Source organism: Arthrobacter sp. NPDC097144 (genome assembly GCF_044762205.1).
GTDB lineage: Bacteria > Actinomycetota > Actinomycetes > Actinomycetales > Micrococcaceae > Arthrobacter_B.
This window is the reverse complement of record NZ_JBIWDW010000002.1, coordinates 116623-137673: the sequence shown is the minus strand read 5'-3', so window position 1 is coordinate 137673 and position 21051 is coordinate 116623. Positions and strand designations below refer to the sequence as shown.

The following is a 21051-nucleotide window of genomic DNA, read 5'->3' as shown; positions in this document are numbered from 1 at the left end:
TCCAACGGCATGAGCCCAGTCTCAGCCCCGGCTTGCCCTCGGGGCTGCCATCCCTTCGCGCCTGTGGACAACAGGCAGCCCGCCGCCCCCAGCAACAACCTGTGCAGGAGGAAGAGACTCTGAGGGGTAACGCCGGGACAACAAACGATCCGGGCAATCACCAGCGAGGGAACCAGACAACCCGGTCGTCACACCAGGCGCAGAGATGACAGCGTGACGGGTCCGCGAAGCACCACCCGGAACTCGTCCCCGCCCTTGGGCAGCTCCAGGACCACATCCCCGTTGAATCCGTCAGGCACGGCAGCGGACGCACCGCCGTGTCCGGCCGGAATCCATCCTCCCGCCCCGTCCGTCGCCTGGATTTCCAGGCTGCCCCCGGCTGACCGGGTCACCTGGAGTTCCGCGGCGGAGGCTCCGGCGTCCGCCCACCCCCGATACACAGCCCAGGCTGGGCGGAACGGATCAGCCGGGGCCACTGCCGTGCCGGAGTCGCGGGTCTCGGGCACCAGCTCGAGGTTGCCGCAGGCGTCAAAACTTTCGGCCCGCACCGGCTTGCCGAGGCTGCGCATCGGGCTTGCCTCCCCGCCGACGTCGACTACTGCCTGCTGCGGCAGGTTTCCCGCCGATGATCCAGCCAGCAGGAGATACCGGCCCGGTTCCACCAGCATCCGCCCCGCGCTCACGCTGTATGTCTCAAAAGCATCGCTGTTGACACTGATTCTCTCGGTCCGCCGCTCCCCCGGCTGCAGCAGCACCCGGGCATAGGCCGCCAGGCGGCGCCGCGGAAAGTCGAACCGGTGGCCCGGGGCGGCAACGTACAGCTGGATCAGCTCGGAGGCCGGCCGCGGTCCGTCATTGGACACTGTGACGTCCACGTCCACTGCCGTGCCTGCGGGCATAGCCGCGCCCGGCTCGGACAGGACGCGCACGCCGTCGTAATGCACGCAGCCGTAGGAAAGCCCGTGGCCAAAGGGATACAGCGGCTCCGCCTTGCTGTACTGGTAGGTGCCTGCCGACGCGATGATGTCGTAATCCAGGATGTCCGGCAGGTCTGCATCCGAGGCATGCCAGGTTTGCGGCAGGCGCCCGAAGGGTTCAATGTCCCCGGCCAGGACGGCGGCCAGCCCGCGGCCCAGCTCCTGCCCGCCGTGCGAGGACCACACCACCGCGGGCAGGTCGGCGAGCGCACCCAGCGCATAGGGATAGGAAGAGACAATGACCAGCACAGTGCGCGGGTTGGCTTCGCGGACTGCGCGGACCAGTTCGGCATCCGCAGGGGAAAGCTCCAAGGTGGTCCGGTCCAGCGTCTCCCGGCCGCCCAGGTGCGGATCGTTTCCCACCACGACGACGGCGGTGTCCGCCGCCGCTGCCGCCTCTGCCGCCGCGGGGATCCCGGCCTGCACTGTGCGCAGGACGAACCGGTCCGCATCCGCTTCGGTTCCCCGGATCAGCACGGCACTGCCGGTGTGGGCCTCAACACGGACCCACTTACCGGTGCCAATGTGCTGGATGGCCACGGTGGCGTCCGGCGCCCGGTGGAAGCGGAAAGTTTCCTGTACTTCCCAGCCGCCTACCCGTTCCGCCGACGGATACAGATAGGAGCCGCCGGCTCCGCTCAGCAGCAGCCCGTTGGCTGCACTGCGCAGGGTAAGGTCTCCGTTGCCCCAGTCCTTGAGGCTGAAGCGCTCCGGCCCGCCGGGTGCGTCTGCGGAGGCTGTGAGGGAGGTTCGGGCGTCGGCCGACCCCAGATACCTGCCGGTGCGCACGCTCCTCAGAGCAACGGTGTCCGTTCCCTCCAGGACGCTGACGTGGTCGAAGCGTTCGGCGAGGGCGGCCCCGGGGCTGACCGTGTATTCGGGTGTTCCGCTGTACCAGTCAGTCAGGACCTTTGTGCCCAGGGTACCGATAACCGCCAAACGTCCGCCGGACGCTGAAAGCGGCAGGAGGGGAGCCGCAGGCTCAGCCTGCCCCGCAGGGGCAGAACCTTCTGCCGTCCGCGCCGCCACGGGTTCATTGCGGAGCAGAACCACCGACTTTGCGGCAGCCTCAGCGGCAAGGGCGCGCACGGAGGCTCCCGCTGTTTCGGACCCAGCAGGTGCGGCGGTTGCGGCAGAGACAGCAGAGACAGCAGAGACAGCCTCATTCTGGCCGCCGAACTCCCCCGTCCGGGCTCGCAGCAGCAGAAGGCGCAGTACGCTGCGGTCAAGGTCAGCCTCCGAAAGCTGCCCGCTTTCGAGGGCCGCCAGCAGATAGCCCACCGTCGGCGCGGAGTTCCCGCCGTCGTCGGTGAAGTTGTCCACCCCGGCCAGGACGGCGGCGGCATGGGCCGCCACGGCGTCGGGAAAGTATTTTTCCGCGGTGTACAGGCTGGTGGGCGCGCCCGCATCCGTGACCACCACCAGGTCTTCTCCCCCGGTCCACCGGCGCAGATGGTCCCGGACCAGGTCACTGACATGGGCCGGTCGCCCGTTGACAAGGTTGTAGGAAAGCATGACGGCTCCCACGTCCCCGGCTTCCACGGGGATACGGAAAGCCGGGAGCTCATACTCGTGAAGCACCCGCAGCCGCAGCTGGGTGGAAGAAACGCTGCGGTCGGTTTCATTGTTGTAGCCCAGGAAGTGTTTCAGCGTGGGAACCGTGCACCACCGGTCCCCCTCTCCGCGCAGGCCGCTGCAGTACGCGGCGGCAAGCAGGCCGGTGAGCCGCGGATCCTCGGAAAATCCTTCCTCATTGCGGCCCCAGAGCGGATGCCGCAGCGGGTTGACCACCGGCGCCCACACGTTAAGGCTCACGGTGGGATCGAGCATCTTTTTGGTGCGTACTTCGGCAGCCACAACGCGTCCCACCCGCCGAATCAGGTCTTCGTCCCAAGTGGCAGCCAATCCGACGGTTTGGGGAAACACTGTGGCCGTTCCAAGCCAGGCCACACCGTGGGCAGCTTCCGTGCCGGTGCGGAACTCGGCCAGCTCCGGATCCTCCAGCTGAGGCGAATGCTGGTGGAGCAGTGCGGCCTTTTGGTTCACCGTCAGCGCCGCAAGGAGCGATTCGGGCGTACGGGCTGCCGGGGGTGTTGCCATGTGGTCTTCCAATCACTGGTACTTTGTCGAACCGCTTCTCCGGAAGGAGCACCGGCTTTTCCGCTTCTGCAGCGGTGAAAAGTGCCGGTGGTGCGCATAAGTACTGCCATCCTACGACGTGTCGCAAATCACACGAAGTGCTTGCATCCTCCGCATCCCTGCTTTAGGGTCAACTCAGTCGAATCGCTTCGATACTATTCACGGTCGTGATCCGCCGATCACCCGCCCGCCTTCTGACCACAAAGGAGTGGACCATGCCGCTCAACAGATCCACGCGCAACCATCCGCAAACCACGCAGCCGGGCACCGCAGCGTCCCTCCTGGGCCAGCTCGGACAGCGCCCGGTGAACCGCCGCTCCTTTCTGGGACTGCTGGGCGGCGTCGCGGTGGCAGCCAGTATCCCCGCTGCCCTGACGGCCTGCGGCAGCGGGGGCTCCACCACTCAGATCACTTCCTCATCGGGACTGGGCGAGACCATCGCCAAGCTCATCCCCAACTACTATCCGATCGATCTGGCCACCCCCGACATCCCGGGCGTCAACGGTTCCACCCCCGGCTTCACAACCGTCCCCGCCCAGCTGACAAAGTCGGTTGCCTCCACTCCCGGCAAGGGCGGAACCTATACGGCCATGTCACCGGCCTGGTGGTCTGTTCCGCCTGCGGCCCCGGGCAACAGCTACTACGGTGCAGTGAACAAGGAACTGGGCGCCACCATCAACTTCCAGGTCAATGACGGCAACACTTACGGCGACAAGATCCAGACCGTGCTGGCCTCACCCAAGGATGTCCCGGATTGGGTGGTCATCCCCTCCTGGAACCTGCCGCCCCGGTTTGGGCAGGCAGCCGAAAACCTGTTCACGGACCTGTCCGAATACCTCGCCGGAGACAAGGTCAAGAAATATCCCAACCTTGCGAACCTTCCCACCGATGCCTGGAAATACAGTGTTTTCAGCGGCGGACTCTACGGCTTGCCCTACCCCGGCACCCTGCTCAACGACGCCCTCTTCTTCCGGGCTGACCTCTTCGAAGAACTGGGGCTGGAGCAGCCCACCTCAGCAGCGGAATACCTGGAGGTCGCCAAGGAAGCCACCGACGCATCCAAGAACCGGTGGGGATCGGATGACGTCTGGAACCTGGCGCAGATCATGCACGGCGTAGTGCCGATGTGGAAGGAAGTGGACGGGAAACTCCAGCACAAGCTGGAAAGCGACGAATACCGCGCCGCCCTGGAATGGACCGCCCAGCTCTTCGCTTCGGGAGCCGTCCACCCGGATGCCGTGGCCGGAAACACCCAAATGGCGAAGTCCCGCTTTGAGTCCGGCGCCACGCTGATGACCGGTGACGGCCTGGGCAGCTGGCATGAAGCCCTGGCCCGGGTGCTGCCCACCAACCCCGGCTTCCGGATGCAGGCCATGGACTATTTTGCGCCCGACGGCGGAAAGCCGACACTGTTCAAGGCCTCCCCCGCCAGCATCTTCAGCTTTATCAAGAAGACAGATGACCCGGCGAAAATCGAAGAAATCCTGGCTCTGGCCGATTACATGGCAGCACCCTTTGGCACGGAGGAAAACCAGCTCATCGTCAACGGAGTCGAAGGGGTCCACTATGAACTGGATGCCCAGAACATTCCGCAGGCCACGGACAAGGGGCGCAACGAGGTCACCAGCACCTACGCCTTCCTGGTCAGCCCGCCGGTGGTGAACTCCATGGTCCAGTACCCCGGGTATGTCCAGGAGCGCAGCGAATGGGAAGCACGCCAGGCCCCCAATGTGCAGGAAGGCCTGTTCTTCGGGATGCAGATCCAGGAAGACACCAAGTATGCGTCCCTGGGAGCGCCCTTTGACGACCTGGCCAAGGACATTGTGCGCGGCCGCAAAAAGATATCCGACCTCGACTCCGCACTGGCAACGTGGAAGAAGTCCGGCGGCGATGAACTGCGCGACTTCTACGCCGGCTTCCTCAGCGCCTGATGAGCGACAGTGCTCCCACATCAGTGGACCCGGCCGTGCGCAGCGTGACTGCCGGTGCGCCAGGTGCGCCTGCCCCTGCAGATATCAAGGATGAACCTCGAAAACCCGGCAAGGCCCCGACCGGCCGCAGGCTGAGCCTCGGAGCCAGGCTGCGGCGGGACCGTTCGATGCTGCTGATGACGCTTCCCGCCGTCGCACTGCTGGTGGTTTTCGCCTATGTCCCGATCCTGGGCAACATTGTTGCCTTCAAGGACTATTCACCATTCATCGGAATAGGGAACAGCCCCTGGGTGGGCCTGCAGAATTTTGCCCGGGTGTTCACCGATCCGGGCTTTTATCTGGCGGTAAAGAACACCCTGGTGATCACCGCCTTCCAGCTGGTGTTCTTCTTCCCCGTGCCGATTGCCCTGGCGCTATTGCTGAATTCACTGGTGCGCCCGGGCATGCGTGCCACCATCCAGGCGATTGTCTACCTGCCCCACTTCTTCTCCTGGGTGCTTGTGGTGTCGGTCTTCCAGCAGATTTTCGGCGGCGCCGGGCTGCTCAACCAGCTGCTCGGGTCCAGGGGCTGGGGCGGCATGGACATCATGACCAACCCGGACACCTTTCTGTTCCTCATTACGTCACAGGCCATTTGGAAGGACGCCGGCTGGGGCATCATCGTATTCCTCGCAGCGCTGAACGCCATTGATCCGGCACAGTATGAGGCGGCGGCCGTGGACGGCGCCAACCGCCGGCAGCGGCTGTGGCACATCACCCTGCCCGGACTGCGGCCGGTGATTATCCTGCTGCTGATCCTGAGGCTGGGCGATGCCCTCTCAGTGGGCTTTGAACAGCTCATTCTTCAGCGGGATGCGGTGGGTTCCGGAGCCTCGGAGGTGCTGGACACCTTTGTCTACTACACGGGCGTGCAAAACGGGGACTGGAGCTATGCGGCAGCAGCCGGGCTGATCAAGGGCCTGGTGTCCCTGGGACTGATCCTGGGGGCTAACAAGATTGCCCACCTGATGGGCGAAAACGGGGTGTATTCAAAGTCATGACAGTTCTCATGGAAGACAAGGCCCGCGGGCGGTCCACCAGGCCGGCCTGGGAGGAAGAACCGTCCGCTGCCGGCAAGATCACCAAAGCCGCAGTACTGGTTGCAGTGGTCCTGGCAGTCCTCGGTCCGCTGTACACCATCGTCCTGACCAGCCTGTCCTCACAGGGCACCATCACCGAAGCCGGGGGCCTGGTCCTCATTCCGGACGGAATCACGCTGGATGCCTACCGCCAGATCCTCGACGGCGGAGTGGTGACCCGGGCGGTGGCGGTGAGCGTTGGCGTCACCACAGTGGGAACGGTGCTGAGCATGGTGGTTTCCGTCCTCTGTGCCTACGGCCTGTCACGGCCGGGAACCTTCGCCCATACCCCCATCCTGTTCACGCTGCTGATCACCATGTTCTTCGGAGCCGGGATGATTCCCACGTACCTGCTGGTGTCGGGGCTGGGGCTGATCGACTCCTATTGGGCGCTCATCCTTCCCGGTGCCGTTTCCGTCTTCAACATCATCATCCTGCGCGGATTCTTCATGGGGATTGATCAGGGAATCCTGGACAGTGCCCGCATAGACGGTGCCAGCGAGTGGCGGATCCTGGCTCAAATTGTGCTGCCCATGTCCAAGGCAGTTACCGCCGTGATTGCCCTGTTCTACGGGGTGGGGTACTGGAATGCGTTCTTCAACGCCATCCTCTACATCAATGACAGCTCCAAGAATCCGCTTCAGGTGGTGCTTCGCTCCTACGTGCTCCAGGGTGTGTCGGTGCCGGGCCAGATTGACGTGGGGCAGGGTGTCGCAGCGTCGCTGGCGCTGCAAATGGCCGTGATCGTAATTGCCATGGTTCCCATCCTCTTTGTCTATCCCTTTGTCCAGAAGCACTTCACCAAGGGCGTCATGATCGGTGCGGTCAAGGGTTGAGGGTCCGGAGCGAAGCCGCGGCGGTCCCCCGTGCGGAAGCTGTGCGATCAACGCACAGGCGGGGCCGCCGTCGTTTTCCGGACATCGAGGGCCGGAACAATCAGCCGCATTTCCACTGGTTTGTCCGCATTCAGCCGGTGCATCACCATTTCCACCGCGGCACGTCCAATGTCCGTGGCCGGGATACTGACAGCCGTCCAGGGGTGCAGGGATGCCGTGGCGACATCCGCGGGTGCTACGGCCACCACCGAAACGTCCTCCGGAATACGCAGGCCCAGGCCGCCCATGGCCTCCCGCAGCATCGGCACCAGCCATTCGTTGTGCACCACGAGTCCGGTGACCGCCGGGCCCGCCGCTTGGTCTCCAAAGAGCTTGTCCAGAACGCCGGAGAGGTCTGCGGAGGTGGCGCCGCAGGCATGGAGGCTGAAGCTGATGTCCAAACTGCGGCACGCCTGCTCAAAACCGGCAGCAGCGCGGTCGGCGTACGTGGCATGGCGGGCGAGGGACGCCGGCGGAGATCCGATGAAAGCGATATGCCGGTGTCCCAGGCCGGCCAGATGCTGCACGGCAATCCGGGATGCGGCGGCAAAATCGAAATCCACGCAGCTCAAGCCCTGTGCGTTGTCGGGAACACCAATCAGCACGGCGGGTTTACGCAGCTTGGCAAGCCGCGGGATCCGCGGATCGGCGGCCTCGATGTCCATCATGATCAATCCGTCCACCATCGACTGGGAAGTCACACGCTCAATACCGCCGGCGTCTTCCTGGGTCAGCAGCAGCACATCCTGGTTGAACTCCCGGGCGGCAGAGACGACGGCGGCAACAAACTGCATCACGACGCTCACGTTGACGTCCGCGCGCAGCGGCGCCATCAGTCCCAGCACATTGGACCTGTTGGACGCCAGGGAACGGGCGCCGGCATGCGGGCTGTAGCCAAGCCTGTCGATTGCGTCCTGGACCTGGCGGCGGGTCTGCTCGGAAATGCTGCGTTTGCCGCTGAGCACGTAGGAGACAGTGCTCGCGGAGACACCCGCAGCGCGGGCCACATCGCTCATGGTTGGCATCGGTGCAGTTCCTCCTTCACCGCCCGACGCCGTCAGGCGGAGCAGATGTGCTTTCAGCGGTCGAAAATTTCGACAACTACTTCTCCAGAATCCTAGCCCCCTCAAGGCTCTTGCCTGTCTTTTCACGTAATTGCAACCCAGAAAGTCGAAATGATTCGATGAACTCTCTTCCCGGTATGAACGGCCCCTCGAGCGGCCTGCGCTACGGCGCCGACTACAACCCGGAGCAGTGGCCCGAAGAAACGTGGCCCGAAGACATTGCCCTCATGCAGGATGCCGGCATCAATTTTGTGACCGTGGGCGTCTTCAGCTGGGCACAGCTGGAACCGGTGGAGGGACAGTGGAACTTCGGCTGGCTTGACCGCGTACTGGATCTGCTGCATGAGGGCGGCATACAGGTGGATCTGGCAACCCCCACTGCATCCCCGCCGCCCTGGCTGGGTTACCGGTATCCCGAAACCCTGCCCCAGGATGCAGACGGCCACACCCTCTGGTACGGCTCCCGCAACCAGTTCAACCCCTCCTCGGACAAGTATCGGAAGGCGGCCGCTGCCGTTACGGAAGCCCTGGCCGCGAGGTACTCCTCCCATCCGGCCGTGACCATGTGGCATGTCGGAAATGAATTGGGGCAGGTCAGCTTCGACGATGAAAGCGCAGGCGCTTTCCGGCGCTGGCTGCAGGAACGCTACGGCACCCTCGAGGAGCTCAACCGCGCCTGGGGCACCGCCTTCTGGAGCCAGCGCTATTCAGCCTGGGAAGAGATCCTTCCCCCGCGCAGGGCACCGTACATCGGCAATCCCGCGCAGAGCCTGGATTTCAAACGCTTCACTTCCGACGAGCTGCTCTCCCTCTACTGCCTGCAGCGGGACATTATCCGCAGGCATGACCCGCACCATCCCGTGACTACCAATTTCATGGGTTTCTTCCGTGGTGCGGACTATTTTTCCTTCGCTTCGGAGATCGATGTGGTGGCCAACGACTGGTACACGGATCCCGCCGACGCAGGCTCCCTGGACCTTGGTTCGCTCACCCACGATCTCTGCCGCGGACTCGGCGGCGGCCGCCCCTGGCTTTTGATGGAATCCGCAACGTCGGCCGTGAACTGGCGCGGCCACAACGTCCCCAAAGCGCCGGGAACGCTTCGCCTGGATGCGCTCTCGGCGGTCGCCAGGGGTGCTGATGCCGTGTGCTTCTTCCAGTTCCGGCAGTCGGCTGCAGGAGCGGAAAGGTTCCATTCGGCAGTGGTGCCGCTGGCCGGCCCGGACACCCGGGTTTACCGCGAAGCCGCAGCACTGGGGGCGGAACTTCAGCGGCTGGCGCCGGTCTCGGGAACGTCCGTTCCCGCGCGGGTCGCCGTCCTCTTCGACTGGGAGAGCTGGTGGGCCGCCGAGGAGAGCGCCCGTCCCTCCGAGCGGCTGCGCGTCATGGACCAGCTGCTCTCCTTCTACCGGCCCCTGCGCCGGCACGGCACCGCCGTGGAGATAGTCCATCCCGGCGCGGACCTGGACAGGTTTTCCCTGGTGCTGGTGCCGAACCTGTTCCTTCTGCGGGACGAGCATGCGCAGGCGCTGGATCAGTATGTCCAGGGCGGGGGTGCCCTGTTCGTCGGGCCGTTCAGCGCGGTGGCGGATGAGAACGCGCGCCTGGCCACCGGACGCTTTCCGGCGGTGCTGCACAAGTGCCTGGGTGCCAGCGGCGAGGAGTGGGTTCCGCTTCCCGAGCCGTGCCCCGTCACCTTTTCTACGGGCGCCCAGCCTCCCGCTGCCGCACAGTTTTGGGGTGAGGACCTGCGCCTGGACGGTGCCGACGCCCTGGCATCTTTTGCCGGCGGACCGCTTAAGGGCAAGCCCGCGCTGACCCGCCACCTCTGGGGCGCGGGCCAGAGCTGGTATCTGGGAGCGGACCTGGACGACGCCGCCATGACGGCGGTGCTGCTGGATGCGCTCCGCGCAGCCGGCATCCGGCCTGCATTTCCGGACGGGCTGCCCGGGGACGTGGAGGCTGTGGTCCGCGGACAGTGGCTGTTCCTGCTCAATCACGGTCCGCTGGGGCAGACCCTCCGCCTCCCGGGACCGGCTGTTGACCTGCTCACGGGCCGAGAGACCGGCCCGCTCCTGGACCTGCAGCCCTACGGCGCCTGCGTACTTGACGCAGCGGATTACTTCTTGAACGACGACGACGGAGATGAAGGAACAGAATGAAATTCACTGATGGATATTGGCTGCCCAAGCAGGGCATGAGCGTTCTGCGTCCGCGGGACATCTCCGCAGTGGAGGTCGACGGCGACCGGCTGGCGATCTATGCGCCTACGCAGAAGATCAACGGACGCGGCGATGCACTGAATTGTCCGCAGATAACCGTCACCTTCGAGTCTCCCCTGGACAACGTTATTGGCGTGACGATTGAGCATTTCCAGGGCGGAGTGCACCGTGGGCCGGACTTTGAGCTTTACCCGTCGCCGGGGCCGGTCAAGATCGTGGAGGACGAATCCCGGGTCACCTTCACTTCCGGCGATGTCAGCGCACGGATCAGCACGGCCGGAGACTGGCAGGTGGACTTCACCGCGGACGGCCGGACGCTCACTTCCTCGGTCCCCCGCAGCATTGGAGTCATCACTGACCGGGAGGGGAAGACCTTTGTCCACGAACAGCTGAGCCTGGGCGTGGGAACGAATGTCTACGGGCTCGGCGAGCGTTTCGGTGCCTTCACCAAGAACGGGCAGTCCATCGATATCTGGAACGAGGACGGCGGCACCTCAAGCGAGCTGGCCTACAAGAATGTCCCCTTCTACCTCACCAATGACGGTTACGGCGTCTTTGTGAACCAGCCGGAGCGGGTGTCCTTCGAGATTGGTTCCGAGGTGGTGTCCCGGACCCAGTTCAGCGTCGAGGGGCAGCGCCTGCAGTACTTCCTGATCTACGGTCCCACGCCAAAGGACATCCTGCGCCGGTACACCGAGCTCACCGGCCGTCCCTCCCGGCTGCCGGCCTGGTCCTACGGACTGTGGCTCTCCACCTCCTTCACCACGGACTACGACGAGGACACCGTCATGTCCTTCATCGACGGCATGGAGGAGCGCAGCCTTCCCCTGTCCGTGTTCCATTTCGACTGCCACTGGATGCGGGCCTTCCACTGGAGCGATTTCGTGTGGGATCCGCAGACCTTCCCTGATCCCGAAGGCATGATCCGGCGCCTCCATGCCCGGGGGCTCAAGGTATGCGTCTGGATCAACCCCTACATTGCGCAGCGGTCGCATCTGTTCGCTGAAGGCCGGGACAAGGGGTATCTGGTCAAACAGGCCGACGGATCCCTCTGGCAGTGGGATATGTGGCAGGCCGGCATGGCACTGGTGGACTTCACCAACCCGGAAGCGGTCCAGTGGTACCAGGACCAGCTGCAGGTGCTGCTGGGGCAGGGAGTGGACTCCTTCAAGACGGACTTCGGCGAGCGCATCCCCACGGACGTGGTGTGGCACGACGGTTCGGATCCGCTGCGGATGCACAACTACTACGCGCAGCTGTACAACCAGAGCGTCTTTGACCTGCTCACTGCCGAGCGCGGGGAAGGAGAGGCCGTCCTCTTTGCCCGCTCGGCCACCGCGGGCGGACAGAAAATGCCGGTGCACTGGGGCGGCGACTGCGAATCGACCTTCACCGCCATGTCCGAATCGCTGCGCGGCGGACTGTCGCTGTCGTCGTCGGGCTTTGGCTTCTGGAGCCACGACATTGGCGGGTTCGAAGGAACGCCGGAACCGGAGCTGTTCAAGAGGTGGATCGCCTTTGGACTGCTGTCCTCACACTCGCGGCTGCACGGCTCAAACTCCTACCGGGTCCCCTGGCTGGTCGACGACGAGTCCAGCGACGTCCTGCGCCACTTCACCCGGCTAAAGATGCGGCTCATGCCGTATCTGCTGAAAACGGCGGAGCAGGCACATTCAGAGGGAACCCCCATGATGCGCCCCATGTTCCTTGAATTTCCCCAGGACCCCGGCTGCGCGCAGCTGGACCGCCAGTACATGCTGGGGCCGGACCTTCTGGTGGCCCCGGTCTTCACCCCCGGGGGTTCCGTGTCCTTCTACCTGCCCGAAGGCACCTGGACCCATCTGGAATCCGGTGAGCAGCTCCAGGGCGGGCGGTGGCACACCCGGACCTACTCCGTGCTGGAAGCCGCCTTGTTTGTGCGGCCGGGAACCGTGCTCCCGATGGGAACCGTGGAAGACCGGCCGGAGTATGACTGGGCCCGCGAAGTGGAGTTCCGGGCCTTCCAGGCTGCGGACGGAAAACACCCTGACGTAGTGCTGCCCGGTTCCAGCGGGAACAGTGTCCGCTTCGCCGTGACGGTCAGCGGAGGTGCGGTGTCTGCGGAGGCGGTCTGACCCGGCCGTTTTCTGAACGGGCGGCGGTGGGGGGACGACGGCGCGGGCGGGGACGACGGCGGACGGCAGGGCTGCTAAGCCCGGTTCGCTTGAGTCCCCCCGGCGCGACTCGAACGCGCAACCTACGGATTAGAAGGCCGTTGCTCTATCCATTGAGCTACGGGGGGCAACCAAACGATGATACTACGGCTGGCGGAGGAGCCCATGAACCGCCGCGCCCTGACACCGTGCCTGTCTCAGCGCTGTCTGCGCGCTGCGCGCCTCCTCCACCCCCTGTCCGTGTCCCCGTTTTCCGGCCCCAAAAGTTTTCTCCTGAAGTTGAATCCAAACCCGGCCCCCCGCAGGTAAAGGAGGTGTAAGCATCACCACACCTTCGCTGCCGGCGAAGAAGCCAACATCAAGGAGACACCATGCGTAAGACCGTCACCGCCCTCGCAGCAGCAGCAGGTTTGACTGCTGCCGTGGGCTTTATGACCCCTGCAGCAGCTGCGGACACTGCCGAGCTCTCTGTCCTGCATGCGATCCCCGACACCACCGTGGACGTGTACGTCAACGGTGCACTCACCCTGGACGACTTCACACCGGGGACGCTTGCCGGACCGCTTGACCTTCCCGCCGGCAGCTACGCGCTGGCCATCACTGCTCCGGACGCCGCAGATGCTTCGGCTCCGATCATTGGACCGGTAAACGTCAACCTGGCTGCCGGCGGAAACTACACGGCCGTGGCCAACCTGGATGCCTCCGGTGCGCCGACGGCAAACTTCTACACCAACGACCTTTCCACGGTGGCTCCGGGCAAGGCACACCTGACCGTACGCCACGACGCCGCAGCACCTGCCGTGGACGTCCTGGCCAACGGAGCTCCGGTCATCACCAATCTGGAGAACCCGGGCGAGAAGACGCTGGCCGTGGACGCCGGAACAATCTCCGCATCGGTTGCCGCAGCAGGAACCACTGCTCCGGTGATCGGCCCGGCCGATCTGACCCTGCCCGAAGGAACCCACACCTTCGTCTACGCCTGGGGATCGCTGGCCGACGGCAACCTTGCCCTTGCCACCCAGACAATCGGCGGCATGGAATCGGCTCCGAACGCCGTACCGAGTGCACTGGCAACCTCTGAAGACGGCAACGGCGCAGCCCTTGCGGCAGGTGCCTCCGTGGCAGTGATGCTCCTCATCGGCGCTGCCGCAGTGGCACGCCGCAACAAGGCAGCAGGCGCCCGGAACTAAGCGACCCGGATTTCCCTGCAAGGGCGGCCGGAGCAAACCTCCGGCCGCTCTTCCGGCTCCCCGGAGCCCGAATCAGTAAATCCCCTGGAAAGGAAGTTTCACCCCCATGCCGCATTCCGCCTCCGGGCGCAGACTTTGGGCCGGTGCAGCTCTCGTGGTTGCGCTGTCAGCCGGCTCTGCGGCCTGCGCCGGAGAAACGGGCGGGCAGCCCGATTCGCTCCCCGCTTCTGACACCTCTTCCGCTGCCTCTTCTGAACCCGCCTCTTCCGCCCCGGCACCGGCGGCTTCCGCCCCGCAGGCTGTCGCCGTCGATCCTTCCACCATCCCCATCCGCCCGGCAGTGCCGGAAGCCGAGGTCAGCGTGCCGCAGCCGGTACGGGTCACGGTGGAGGGGACGGGAATCGATCTGGAGGTGGTTCCGGTGGGAGTTGAGGACAACGGGGCGATGACACTGCCCAACAACCACTATCAGGCGGGCTGGTACAAGTACGGGCCGGCTCCCGGGGCCGCAGCAGGCTCCGCGGTTCTCGCAGCCCACGTTGATTCACGCACCGAGCAGCTGCCGATCGCCGGGCTGAAGGACGTTCCACCCGGCACCATCATCAATGTCACAAGGGAGGACGGCTCCGTCCAGCGGTACGCCGCCGAGGGTGTGGAAAACATCGCCAAGAAAACCCTGGACGGCCACCGCCTCTTCGAACGCACCGGTGAGCCCCGGCTAAAACTGGTGACCTGCGGCGGTGCCTGGCTCGAAGCGCAGGACGACTACGAAGATAACGTGGTCCTGACAGCGGCACCGGTATCATAGGGAAAACTGCCGACCCCTCCGGCGGGCCAACAGGCCCCGCCGCACGGGAGCGGCTTCCCGAGATCAGGAGTCCGCACCCGATGCCAGCCGGTTCCCTGGAGCAGGACCCCGCGCTTGACCGTGCCTTCGCTTCGGGCAGCGAGACCGCCCTGGCGGAAGCCTACCGGCGGTTTGCTCCCCTGGTCCGGTCCATGGCCCTGAGGCGCCTCGCCGACGCCGCAGCCGCCGATGACGTGGTCCAGGAGGTCTTCATCCGGGCCTGGAAATACCGCGAGAGCTACTCGCCCGAGCGATCCAGCCTCCTGGCCTGGCTGGTGGGAATCACCCGTAACTTTGCGGTGGGCGTGGGAACCTCACGGACCCGTGAAGAGAGCATGCTGGAGGTGGCGGCATCGCAACGGCGCGAAGAGGCCGACGACGGCGTCGGCAACCCGGACCGCGTCGCGGACAAGGTGGTGATCGAAGCGGAGCTGGATCGGCTCGGTGAACCGCAGGGATCCATCCTCCGGCTGGCCTTCCACGAAGACCTGACCCACCAGCAGATTGCGGACCGGCTCCAAATGCCGCTGGGAACCGTTAAGACCCATATACGCCGAAGTCTCGTCCATTTGAGGCACCGATTGGAGGTTAGTGATGCAGCACCTGCACGATGACGCACTCACCCTCCTGGCGTTGGGTGAACCCGCCACTGACGAAGAACGTGCCCATCTGGAAGACTGCCTGCGCTGCCGGGCGGATCTGGGTTCCTTCGAACGCGTGGTCACCGCCGCCCGGCTGGCGGGAGCCGCGCAGGATGACGGCGAAACGCCACCGGATCCCTCTGTCTGGGAGAACATCCACCGTGAACTGAACCTGGATGAAAGCCTCCGCGAAGATCCGCTGGCACCGGCGCACCGGCCAAAGGCGCCGCATGCCGGGCAGCCGGCGGAATCCACCGCCCCCGTGACCTCGCTTGCCGGGGCGCGGCGGCGCCGCACGTCTTCATGGCTGGCAGCTGCCGCAGCCGCCGTCGTCGTTGCCGCCGCAGGAACCTGGGGTGCGGTCCGCCAGGTCAACGAGCCTGGCCCGGAAGTGGTTGCCTCCGTGGATCTGGCTCCCCTCGCCGAGTACTCCGATACCGGCAGCGCCGTCGTGGACCAGCTTCCGGACGGCAGGCGGGAACTCGTGGTGACTTCCAGCAGCAGTGAGGCACGGGGCTACCGCGAGGTGTGGCTGCTGGCCCCCGACGCGTCATCAATGGTGAGCGTGGGAATCATGGAAGGCACCGAAGGCACCTTTGAGCTGCCCGCCGATCTGGACCTGAACCAGTATCCCGTGGTGGATATCTCCGATGAACCGGATGACGGCAATCCCGCCCACTCCGGCGATTCGATTCTGCGCGGACAACTGGACCTGTAGCGCAGCTCATCCGCCGCAGGGAAAAGCTGCAGCAACCGTGGTTTCTTAGTGGAAAGAATGTATCAGTGGATGCCGGAACAGCCGGAGCCGTCATCGGCGCGTGGTTTTCAAAGATGGCGGAAGGCTTTACCCGCGGCGATCCGCTGGAAGTGTCCTGGCCGGTTCTGCTGCTGATCGCCGCAGGCGCGGGGCTCTTGACGCTTCCCCGCGCTGTTTGGCGCTGGTTCGGGCTCTTCGTCACGTTTGTCCATGAACTCGGCCATGCCTTTGCGGCGCTGATGACCGGCCAGGTGGTCAAGGGAATCCAGCTGCACTTCGACCATTCCGGCCAGATGCGCAGCATGGGACGCAGCCGCTTCGCAGCAGCGTGGACCGGGTTCTGGGGTTATCCCGTCCCGGCCGTAGTGGGTGCGCTCCTGATCTGGGCGGCGTTCTCCGGCTGGGCGGGCTTCGCGCTCTCCGCCGGGGCACTGATCCTGCTGGCCGCGCTGCTGTTCATCCGCAATGCCCAGGGGCTGCTCATTGCATTCGGCTGCGCCGGCGTTTCCGTCCTGCTGGTGTGGTTTGCTTCGCCGTTTGCGGTCTCGTGCATCACGCTGGGGATCGGTATGGCGCTGCTCGCGGGGGCGGTGCGGGACTGGCTGAACCTGGTCAGCGTCCACACCCGGCGCCGGAGGTCCCTGCAAAGCTCGGACGCCTTCATCCTCTATCAGCGCACCGGGCTGCCGTCGGGCCTGTGGCTCACGGCATTCGCCGCAGTCATTGCGGCGTCAGCAGCCGCCGCCCTCTGGTGGGCCTGGCCGGACTCCGTGTAGCGGAAGGCCTCAGATTAGGCCTGCTCGGGCAGCGTGATCCGCAGTTCCAGCCGGTGCTGGCCGTCCGGTTCCTGGGTGAAAATGGCCTTGCCGGCAATTCCTGCCAGTCCGTGCGTGCCTGAGCCCGGAATGATGTGGCCGGAGCTGGCAGTCGCCGTTCCTTCCGCCACACCCCAGTGCTGGATCACCATGGTCCCTTCCCTGCCCGCAATCGATCCCGCGAATACCTCGGAGCACACATAACCGGCGCCGACGGCGTTGCCTGCCATGATGAGGTCCGCAACGCTGGTGCCGACAATGTCCCCTTCAAAAATCTTCACCGCCCGAACGGTGGAAAGTTCACTGTTGGTGCCCTCCACCTGATAGGGCGTGGGCTCCCACTGCGAGACATCAAAATCGGCCGTGATTACCTGTTCAATTCCGTCGGTCATCTTTCCAGTATCCCGTGTCCGGGCATGGATTGCATGCCGCGGCGCGGCCGCCGGTACCCTTATCGCTGTGCCTGGACAGTGCACAGCACCTGCATCACCTAAGGAGAACCACCCGGAATGTCGCTGAATAAGTCCTCTGTTCAGGAGCGCTTTTTGCGCCGCAAATCGTTATGGATTTGCTTCACCCTGGTCCATTTGGTGTTCTTCGCGGCATTGTCGTCGCTGATTTTCTCCGGCGGAGTCCTCAGTGACATCAACCTGTACCGGCAGTGGGCTTTCGAGGGCATTGACCAGGGCATCTGGCAGGGAATCAGTGCGGATTGGGTCTATCCGATCGGGGCGCTGCTGCCCATGCTCCTTGCCGCGGTTTTCGGCTGGGGAGGCTATCAGCTGGCGTGGTTTGCGATTTTCACGGCACTGAATGCTGCAGCCGTGGCCGTCATCAGTAAACCGGCAACCCCCGCCCGCTACGCAGCCTCCTACTGGTGGCTGGCCGTCACCGGGCTGCTGGGACCGGTAGCTGTGGGCCGGGTGGACGGGCTCACGGCCCCGCTGGTGATCATCGGTTTGCTGCTGCTCGCCAGCCGCCCGGTTGTTGCTTCCGCCCTGCTGTCCGTGGCCACCTGGATGAAGGTGTGGCCCGCAGCTGTCATCCTGGCCGTTTTGGTGGCCTCCCGGCGTCGCCTCACCCTGGTGCTGACCGGAGCAGCAGTCTCAGTGGTCATGGCCGGAATTGTCATCGCAGGCGGCGGTGTGCGCCACCTGCTCTCCTTCGTCGGCGCCCAGGGTGCCCGCGGCATGCAGATGGAAGCCCCGTTCACCACTCCGGGCCTTTGGCAGGCCATCCTCGGGAACGGTTCCGGGGCCTTCATTTTCGAAGACAAAATCATCAATACACGCGAGGTGCGCGGCGCGCTGGGTGAACCGGTGGCAGCACTGATGACGCCGCTGCTGGCGGTGGCCGCCCTCGCCGTCGTCGTCCTGCTGATCTGGGCGCTGCGCCGCGGGGCCGACGCCGGACAGCTGCTCATCGCCGGGTCGCTGGCTCTTGTGGCGGCGTTCATCGTGTTCAACAAGGTGGGCTCGCCCCAGTTCATGCTGTGGCTGGGCGCGGTGATCGCCGTCGGCGTGGCCTGGGAGGGGCGGAGCTGGCGGGTGCCAGCGATCCTCATGCCGGCAATCGCTGCGCTGACCACGCTGGTGTATCCGATGTTCTATGCCGCCCTGTACAACGACCTCAACGTGGTGGTCGCTGCGCTGCTGACGCTCCGGAATGTCCTGCTGCTGGTGCTGTTCGGCTGGTCAGTGATCCGGATTGTCCGGCTGACGAAGGCCGGCGGCAGCAGCCGGCTCAGTGCACCCGAAGTTCGCCCGGAGACGGCTCCGTAAGCTTCTTCCGGAACAGGGACTTCGTCTTGGGATCCAGGAAGATCAGATAGAGCGCGAAGCCCAGCGCCGTCACGGCAGCAATCTGCCGGGCGGCGGTGAGGCTGAAGTCGAAGTAGGGCCAGATATCCAGCTGGTCGCTGATCGCGTAGACCATGAAGAAGGACACCACCAAATACAGCGTCTTGACCTGCCAGTCGTTGCGGATACCGGTGACGGCGAACAGCGGGATCAGCCACACCACGTACCAGGACTGGATCATTGGCGCGAGCATAACGATGGCGGCAAAGGCCAGGGCGAGGCGGCGCACCAGACGGCTGTACTCGCCTACGAACATTTGCCAGAACACAATCAGCAGTGAAGCCACCCGGCCGACGGTGTGCACGATATCCGCGAAGGTCCAGCCCGGGAGCCCGAGAGCGTTGCCCAGCGTGGCCACCAGCATGCCGAGGAAGCCCACCGGCGCGTACCAGATCCACACGCTGCCCGGGGTGCTCAGGGCGCCCACCCAGCCGAAGCCCAGGCCGTTGACGATGCCGAGGATCCAGAGCAGTCCCAGCGAGATGCCTGCCGTCATGAACCAGTAGAGGAACTTGCGCGGCCAAGAGGCACCCTTGCCCGCCCACATCAGGCCCACGAAGGGCAGCAGGATCAGGGTGATCGGTTTGATGCCCACGGACAGGGTGATCAGCAAAATGCCGGCAATGGCCCGCTTGGTCGCAGCCAGGTACAGTCCGGCCAGGGCCAGCCCGATCATCAGCGCGTCATTGTGGACGCTGGCAATAAAGGTGATGAGGAACAGCGGATTGGCCGCGGTCAGCCACAATGCCCGGTTCGGGTTGATGTTGTGCAGTTCGGCCAGCTTGGGCACGTAGTACACGCACAGGGCCACGCCGATCAGCGAGATGAGCCGGAAGAGCAGCACGGAATACTCCGGCTGTCCGCCGGTCACGCGCACCACGATTTCCTCAAGCCAAAGGAACACGGGGCCGTACGGTGTGGGGCTCTGCGCCCACAGGTCGTCGGCGCCAATCTGCACGTAGTTCGAAATCTGCGAATAGCCGTCCTTGTACGGATTCAATCCGCTGACCATCACCAGCCCCTGGGCGATATACGCGAACACGTCGCGGCTGAAGAGCGGCAGCGTCACGCACAGGGGTGCTCCCCAGGCTAGGACGGCTTTGAGGACCACCGGCCGGCTCTCCGGACCCCAGGAGGTGATGCGCTGGCCGAGCCGCAGCCACGACCGGACCAGGAGCATGCCGCCCACGGCCAGCATGAACACAGCCAGCACCGAGCCCTCCGGCTCAAAGCGGAGCCACATGATGACCGGGTTCCGGCGCAGGTCATACGAGGCCAGGGAGAGCCATCCGACGCCGAGCGAACCCGCGAGCATCAGCAGGGAACCGATCAGGCCCTGGATAATCGCGACGTTGGGGTTGAGAGCTTTCGCTATCTCCGGGCCCGGAGACGAAGGCTCGGTCGCGGGGACCTGGGCGGTCATCTACGTGGTTCCAATCTTTGGGGTTTGTACAGTTACCCAACGGCCCGCCGGCACAAAGCCCGGGACTGCGGCAACACCTGTTTTCGCGGGAAGAACTCACCAGCGTAAACAGTGTTCCCGGAAGCTGCAGGACAGGCACCGAACACACCGCGGCGAGGACCGTCAGTAGCCAAGATATTAGCACCGCAGGGGGTGCAAAGCCCGGATGCACGGACGCGGCGGACCGGTTCGGCCGCACTGAGTGATGCGTCACGTCCGCCGGAAGCAGTCCAAGTTGCCGGCCGCTTTCCGCCCGCACATCCCCGGCGGCTGCGCGGTACATTGGTCCTGTGCCAATTACTAATGAACGCATTGTCTGGATCGACTGTGAAATGACCGGCCTGGACATCAAGAATGACGCCCTCATTGAAGTGGCGGTCTTGGTGACCGATTCCGAGTTGAACATCCTGGGAGACGGGGTGGATGTGGTCATCCGGCCCGACGACGCCGCGCTGGCCCAGATGGGTGATTTTGTCCGGAACATGCACACCGCGTCCAAGCTCCTGGATGAGCTGCCCGGCGGCATGACCATGGCCGAGGCTGAAGCCCAGGTCATCGAATACATCACCAAGTGGGTTCCGGAACCCAAGAAGGCCCAGCTTGCCGGGAACTCGGTGGGCACGGACAGGAACTTCCTCGCCCGGGACATGCCCGCGGTCATCGATTACCTGCACTACCGCATCATTGACGTTTCCACGATCAAGGAACTGGCCCGCCGCTGGTACCCGCGTGCCTACTTCCAGGCTCCGGCCAAGACCGGCAACCACCGCGCGCTGGGGGACATCGTGGATTCAATCAACGAGCTGCGCTATTACCGGCAGGCCGTTTTTGTGCCCGCTCCGGGTCCGGATTCGGCAACGGCGAAGAAGATTGCGGAGGGCTTCAAAAGTTAGCTCGGTCACATTTGGGCCTCCCGGCGGCAACTTGGTCAGGAGTACTCCAAAAACCGTGTAAGCTTGATTCCGCTGCCTCAGATAAATGAGTTCGCACAGACCACTCGC

At 64.7% G+C, this 21051-nt stretch carries 16 protein-coding genes and 1 tRNA gene; 12 read left to right on the top strand and 5 right to left on the bottom strand.

Going from position 1 to position 21051, the window contains the following annotated elements; genetic code table 11:
* Positions 1–188: 188 nt before the first annotated feature.
* Complete coding sequence (locus ACIQXM_RS04225) at positions 189–3077, bottom strand: glycoside hydrolase family 3 C-terminal domain-containing protein (protein ID WP_400928080.1); 2889 nt, start codon at positions 3075–3077, stop codon at positions 189–191.
* A 254-nt stretch (positions 3078–3331) separates the two neighbouring features.
* On the opposite strand from ACIQXM_RS04225, the gene ACIQXM_RS04220 reads away from it, so the two are divergent.
* Genes ACIQXM_RS04220 through ACIQXM_RS04210 form a run of 3 tightly spaced genes read left to right on the top strand, consistent with a single transcriptional unit; the run spans position 3332 to position 7001 of the window.
* Entirely contained in the window at positions 3332–5047 is a 1716-nt protein-coding gene (locus ACIQXM_RS04220; RefSeq protein ID WP_400928077.1) for an extracellular solute-binding protein, read from the top strand.
* A 35-nt stretch (positions 5048–5082) separates the two neighbouring features.
* Complete coding sequence (locus ACIQXM_RS04215) at positions 5083–6087, top strand: ABC transporter permease (protein WP_400928074.1); 1005 nt, start codon at positions 5083–5085, stop codon at positions 6085–6087.
* Entirely contained in the window at positions 6084–7001 is a 918-nt protein-coding gene (locus ACIQXM_RS04210) for a carbohydrate ABC transporter permease (protein ID WP_400928071.1), read from the top strand. Before ACIQXM_RS04215 ends, ACIQXM_RS04210 begins: the two co-directional genes overlap by 4 nt.
* A 47-nt stretch (positions 7002–7048) precedes the next feature.
* Here ACIQXM_RS04210 and ACIQXM_RS04205 read toward each other — a convergent pair whose 3' ends face one another.
* Positions 7049–8065, bottom strand: a complete 1017-nt coding sequence (locus tag ACIQXM_RS04205) for a LacI family DNA-binding transcriptional regulator (RefSeq protein WP_400928068.1) — start codon at positions 8063–8065, stop codon at positions 7049–7051.
* Positions 8066–8223: 158 nt separating this feature from the next.
* Here ACIQXM_RS04205 and ACIQXM_RS04200 point away from each other — a divergent pair, with 158 nt between their 5' ends.
* Both ACIQXM_RS04200 and yicI read left to right on the top strand, forming a co-directional pair.
* Positions 8224–10266, top strand: a complete 2043-nt coding sequence (locus tag ACIQXM_RS04200) for a beta-galactosidase (RefSeq protein ID WP_400928066.1) — start codon at positions 8224–8226, stop codon at positions 10264–10266.
* Positions 10263–12440: an alpha-xylosidase gene (gene yicI, locus ACIQXM_RS04195; RefSeq protein ID WP_400928063.1), complete on the top strand. Its 2178-nt coding sequence runs from the start codon at positions 10263–10265 to the stop codon at positions 12438–12440. Before ACIQXM_RS04200 ends, yicI begins: the two co-directional genes overlap by 4 nt.
* A gap of 94 nt (positions 12441–12534) precedes the next feature.
* Here yicI and ACIQXM_RS04190 read toward each other — a convergent pair.
* A tRNA-Arg gene (locus ACIQXM_RS04190) sits at positions 12535–12607 on the bottom strand.
* A 243-nt stretch (positions 12608–12850) separates the two neighbouring features.
* On the opposite strand from ACIQXM_RS04190, the gene ACIQXM_RS04185 reads away from it, so the two are divergent.
* From ACIQXM_RS04185 to ACIQXM_RS04165, 5 genes are all read left to right on the top strand, one after another.
* Positions 12851–13669 (top strand): DUF4397 domain-containing protein, encoded by an 819-nt coding sequence (locus tag ACIQXM_RS04185; protein ID WP_400928060.1) that lies wholly within the window; start codon positions 12851–12853, stop codon positions 13667–13669.
* Positions 13670–13775: 106 nt separating this feature from the next.
* On the top strand, positions 13776–14477 hold the full coding sequence (locus ACIQXM_RS04180; protein WP_400928058.1) for a class F sortase: 702 nt from the start codon (positions 13776–13778) through the stop codon (positions 14475–14477).
* Between the two features lie 80 nt (positions 14478–14557).
* Entirely contained in the window at positions 14558–15130 is a 573-nt protein-coding gene (locus tag ACIQXM_RS04175; RefSeq protein WP_400928056.1) for an RNA polymerase sigma factor, read from the top strand.
* Positions 15111–15875 (top strand): anti-sigma factor, encoded by a 765-nt coding sequence (locus ACIQXM_RS04170; protein WP_400928053.1) that lies wholly within the window; start codon positions 15111–15113, stop codon positions 15873–15875. The genes ACIQXM_RS04175 and ACIQXM_RS04170 overlap by 20 nt, the downstream gene beginning before the upstream one ends.
* Before the next feature lie 65 nt (positions 15876–15940).
* Complete coding sequence (locus ACIQXM_RS04165; RefSeq protein ID WP_400928050.1) at positions 15941–16690, top strand: M50 family metallopeptidase; 750 nt, start codon at positions 15941–15943, stop codon at positions 16688–16690.
* A gap of 14 nt (positions 16691–16704) precedes the next feature.
* Here the strand turns inward: ACIQXM_RS04165 and ACIQXM_RS04160 are convergent, their stop codons facing one another.
* Complete coding sequence (locus ACIQXM_RS04160; protein WP_400928048.1) at positions 16705–17121, bottom strand: DUF3224 domain-containing protein; 417 nt, start codon at positions 17119–17121, stop codon at positions 16705–16707.
* 117 nt (positions 17122–17238) lie between these two features.
* Here ACIQXM_RS04160 and ACIQXM_RS04155 point away from each other — a divergent pair, with 117 nt between their 5' ends.
* A complete protein-coding gene (locus ACIQXM_RS04155; RefSeq protein ID WP_400928045.1) occupies positions 17239–18510 on the top strand; it encodes a glycosyltransferase 87 family protein in 1272 nt (423 codons plus the stop codon).
* Here ACIQXM_RS04155 and mptB read toward each other — a convergent pair.
* Positions 18473–20011, bottom strand: coding sequence for a polyprenol phosphomannose-dependent alpha 1,6 mannosyltransferase MptB (gene mptB / locus ACIQXM_RS04150; protein ID WP_400928043.1), 1539 nt, complete (start codon positions 20009–20011; stop codon positions 18473–18475). The two genes, ACIQXM_RS04155 and mptB, sit on opposite strands and share 38 nt — an antisense overlap.
* A gap of 329 nt (positions 20012–20340) precedes the next feature.
* On the opposite strand from mptB, the gene orn reads away from it, so the two are divergent.
* Positions 20341–20943: an oligoribonuclease gene (gene orn / locus ACIQXM_RS04145; RefSeq protein ID WP_400928040.1), complete on the top strand. Its 603-nt coding sequence runs from the start codon at positions 20341–20343 to the stop codon at positions 20941–20943.
* Positions 20944–21051 lie beyond the last annotated feature (108 nt).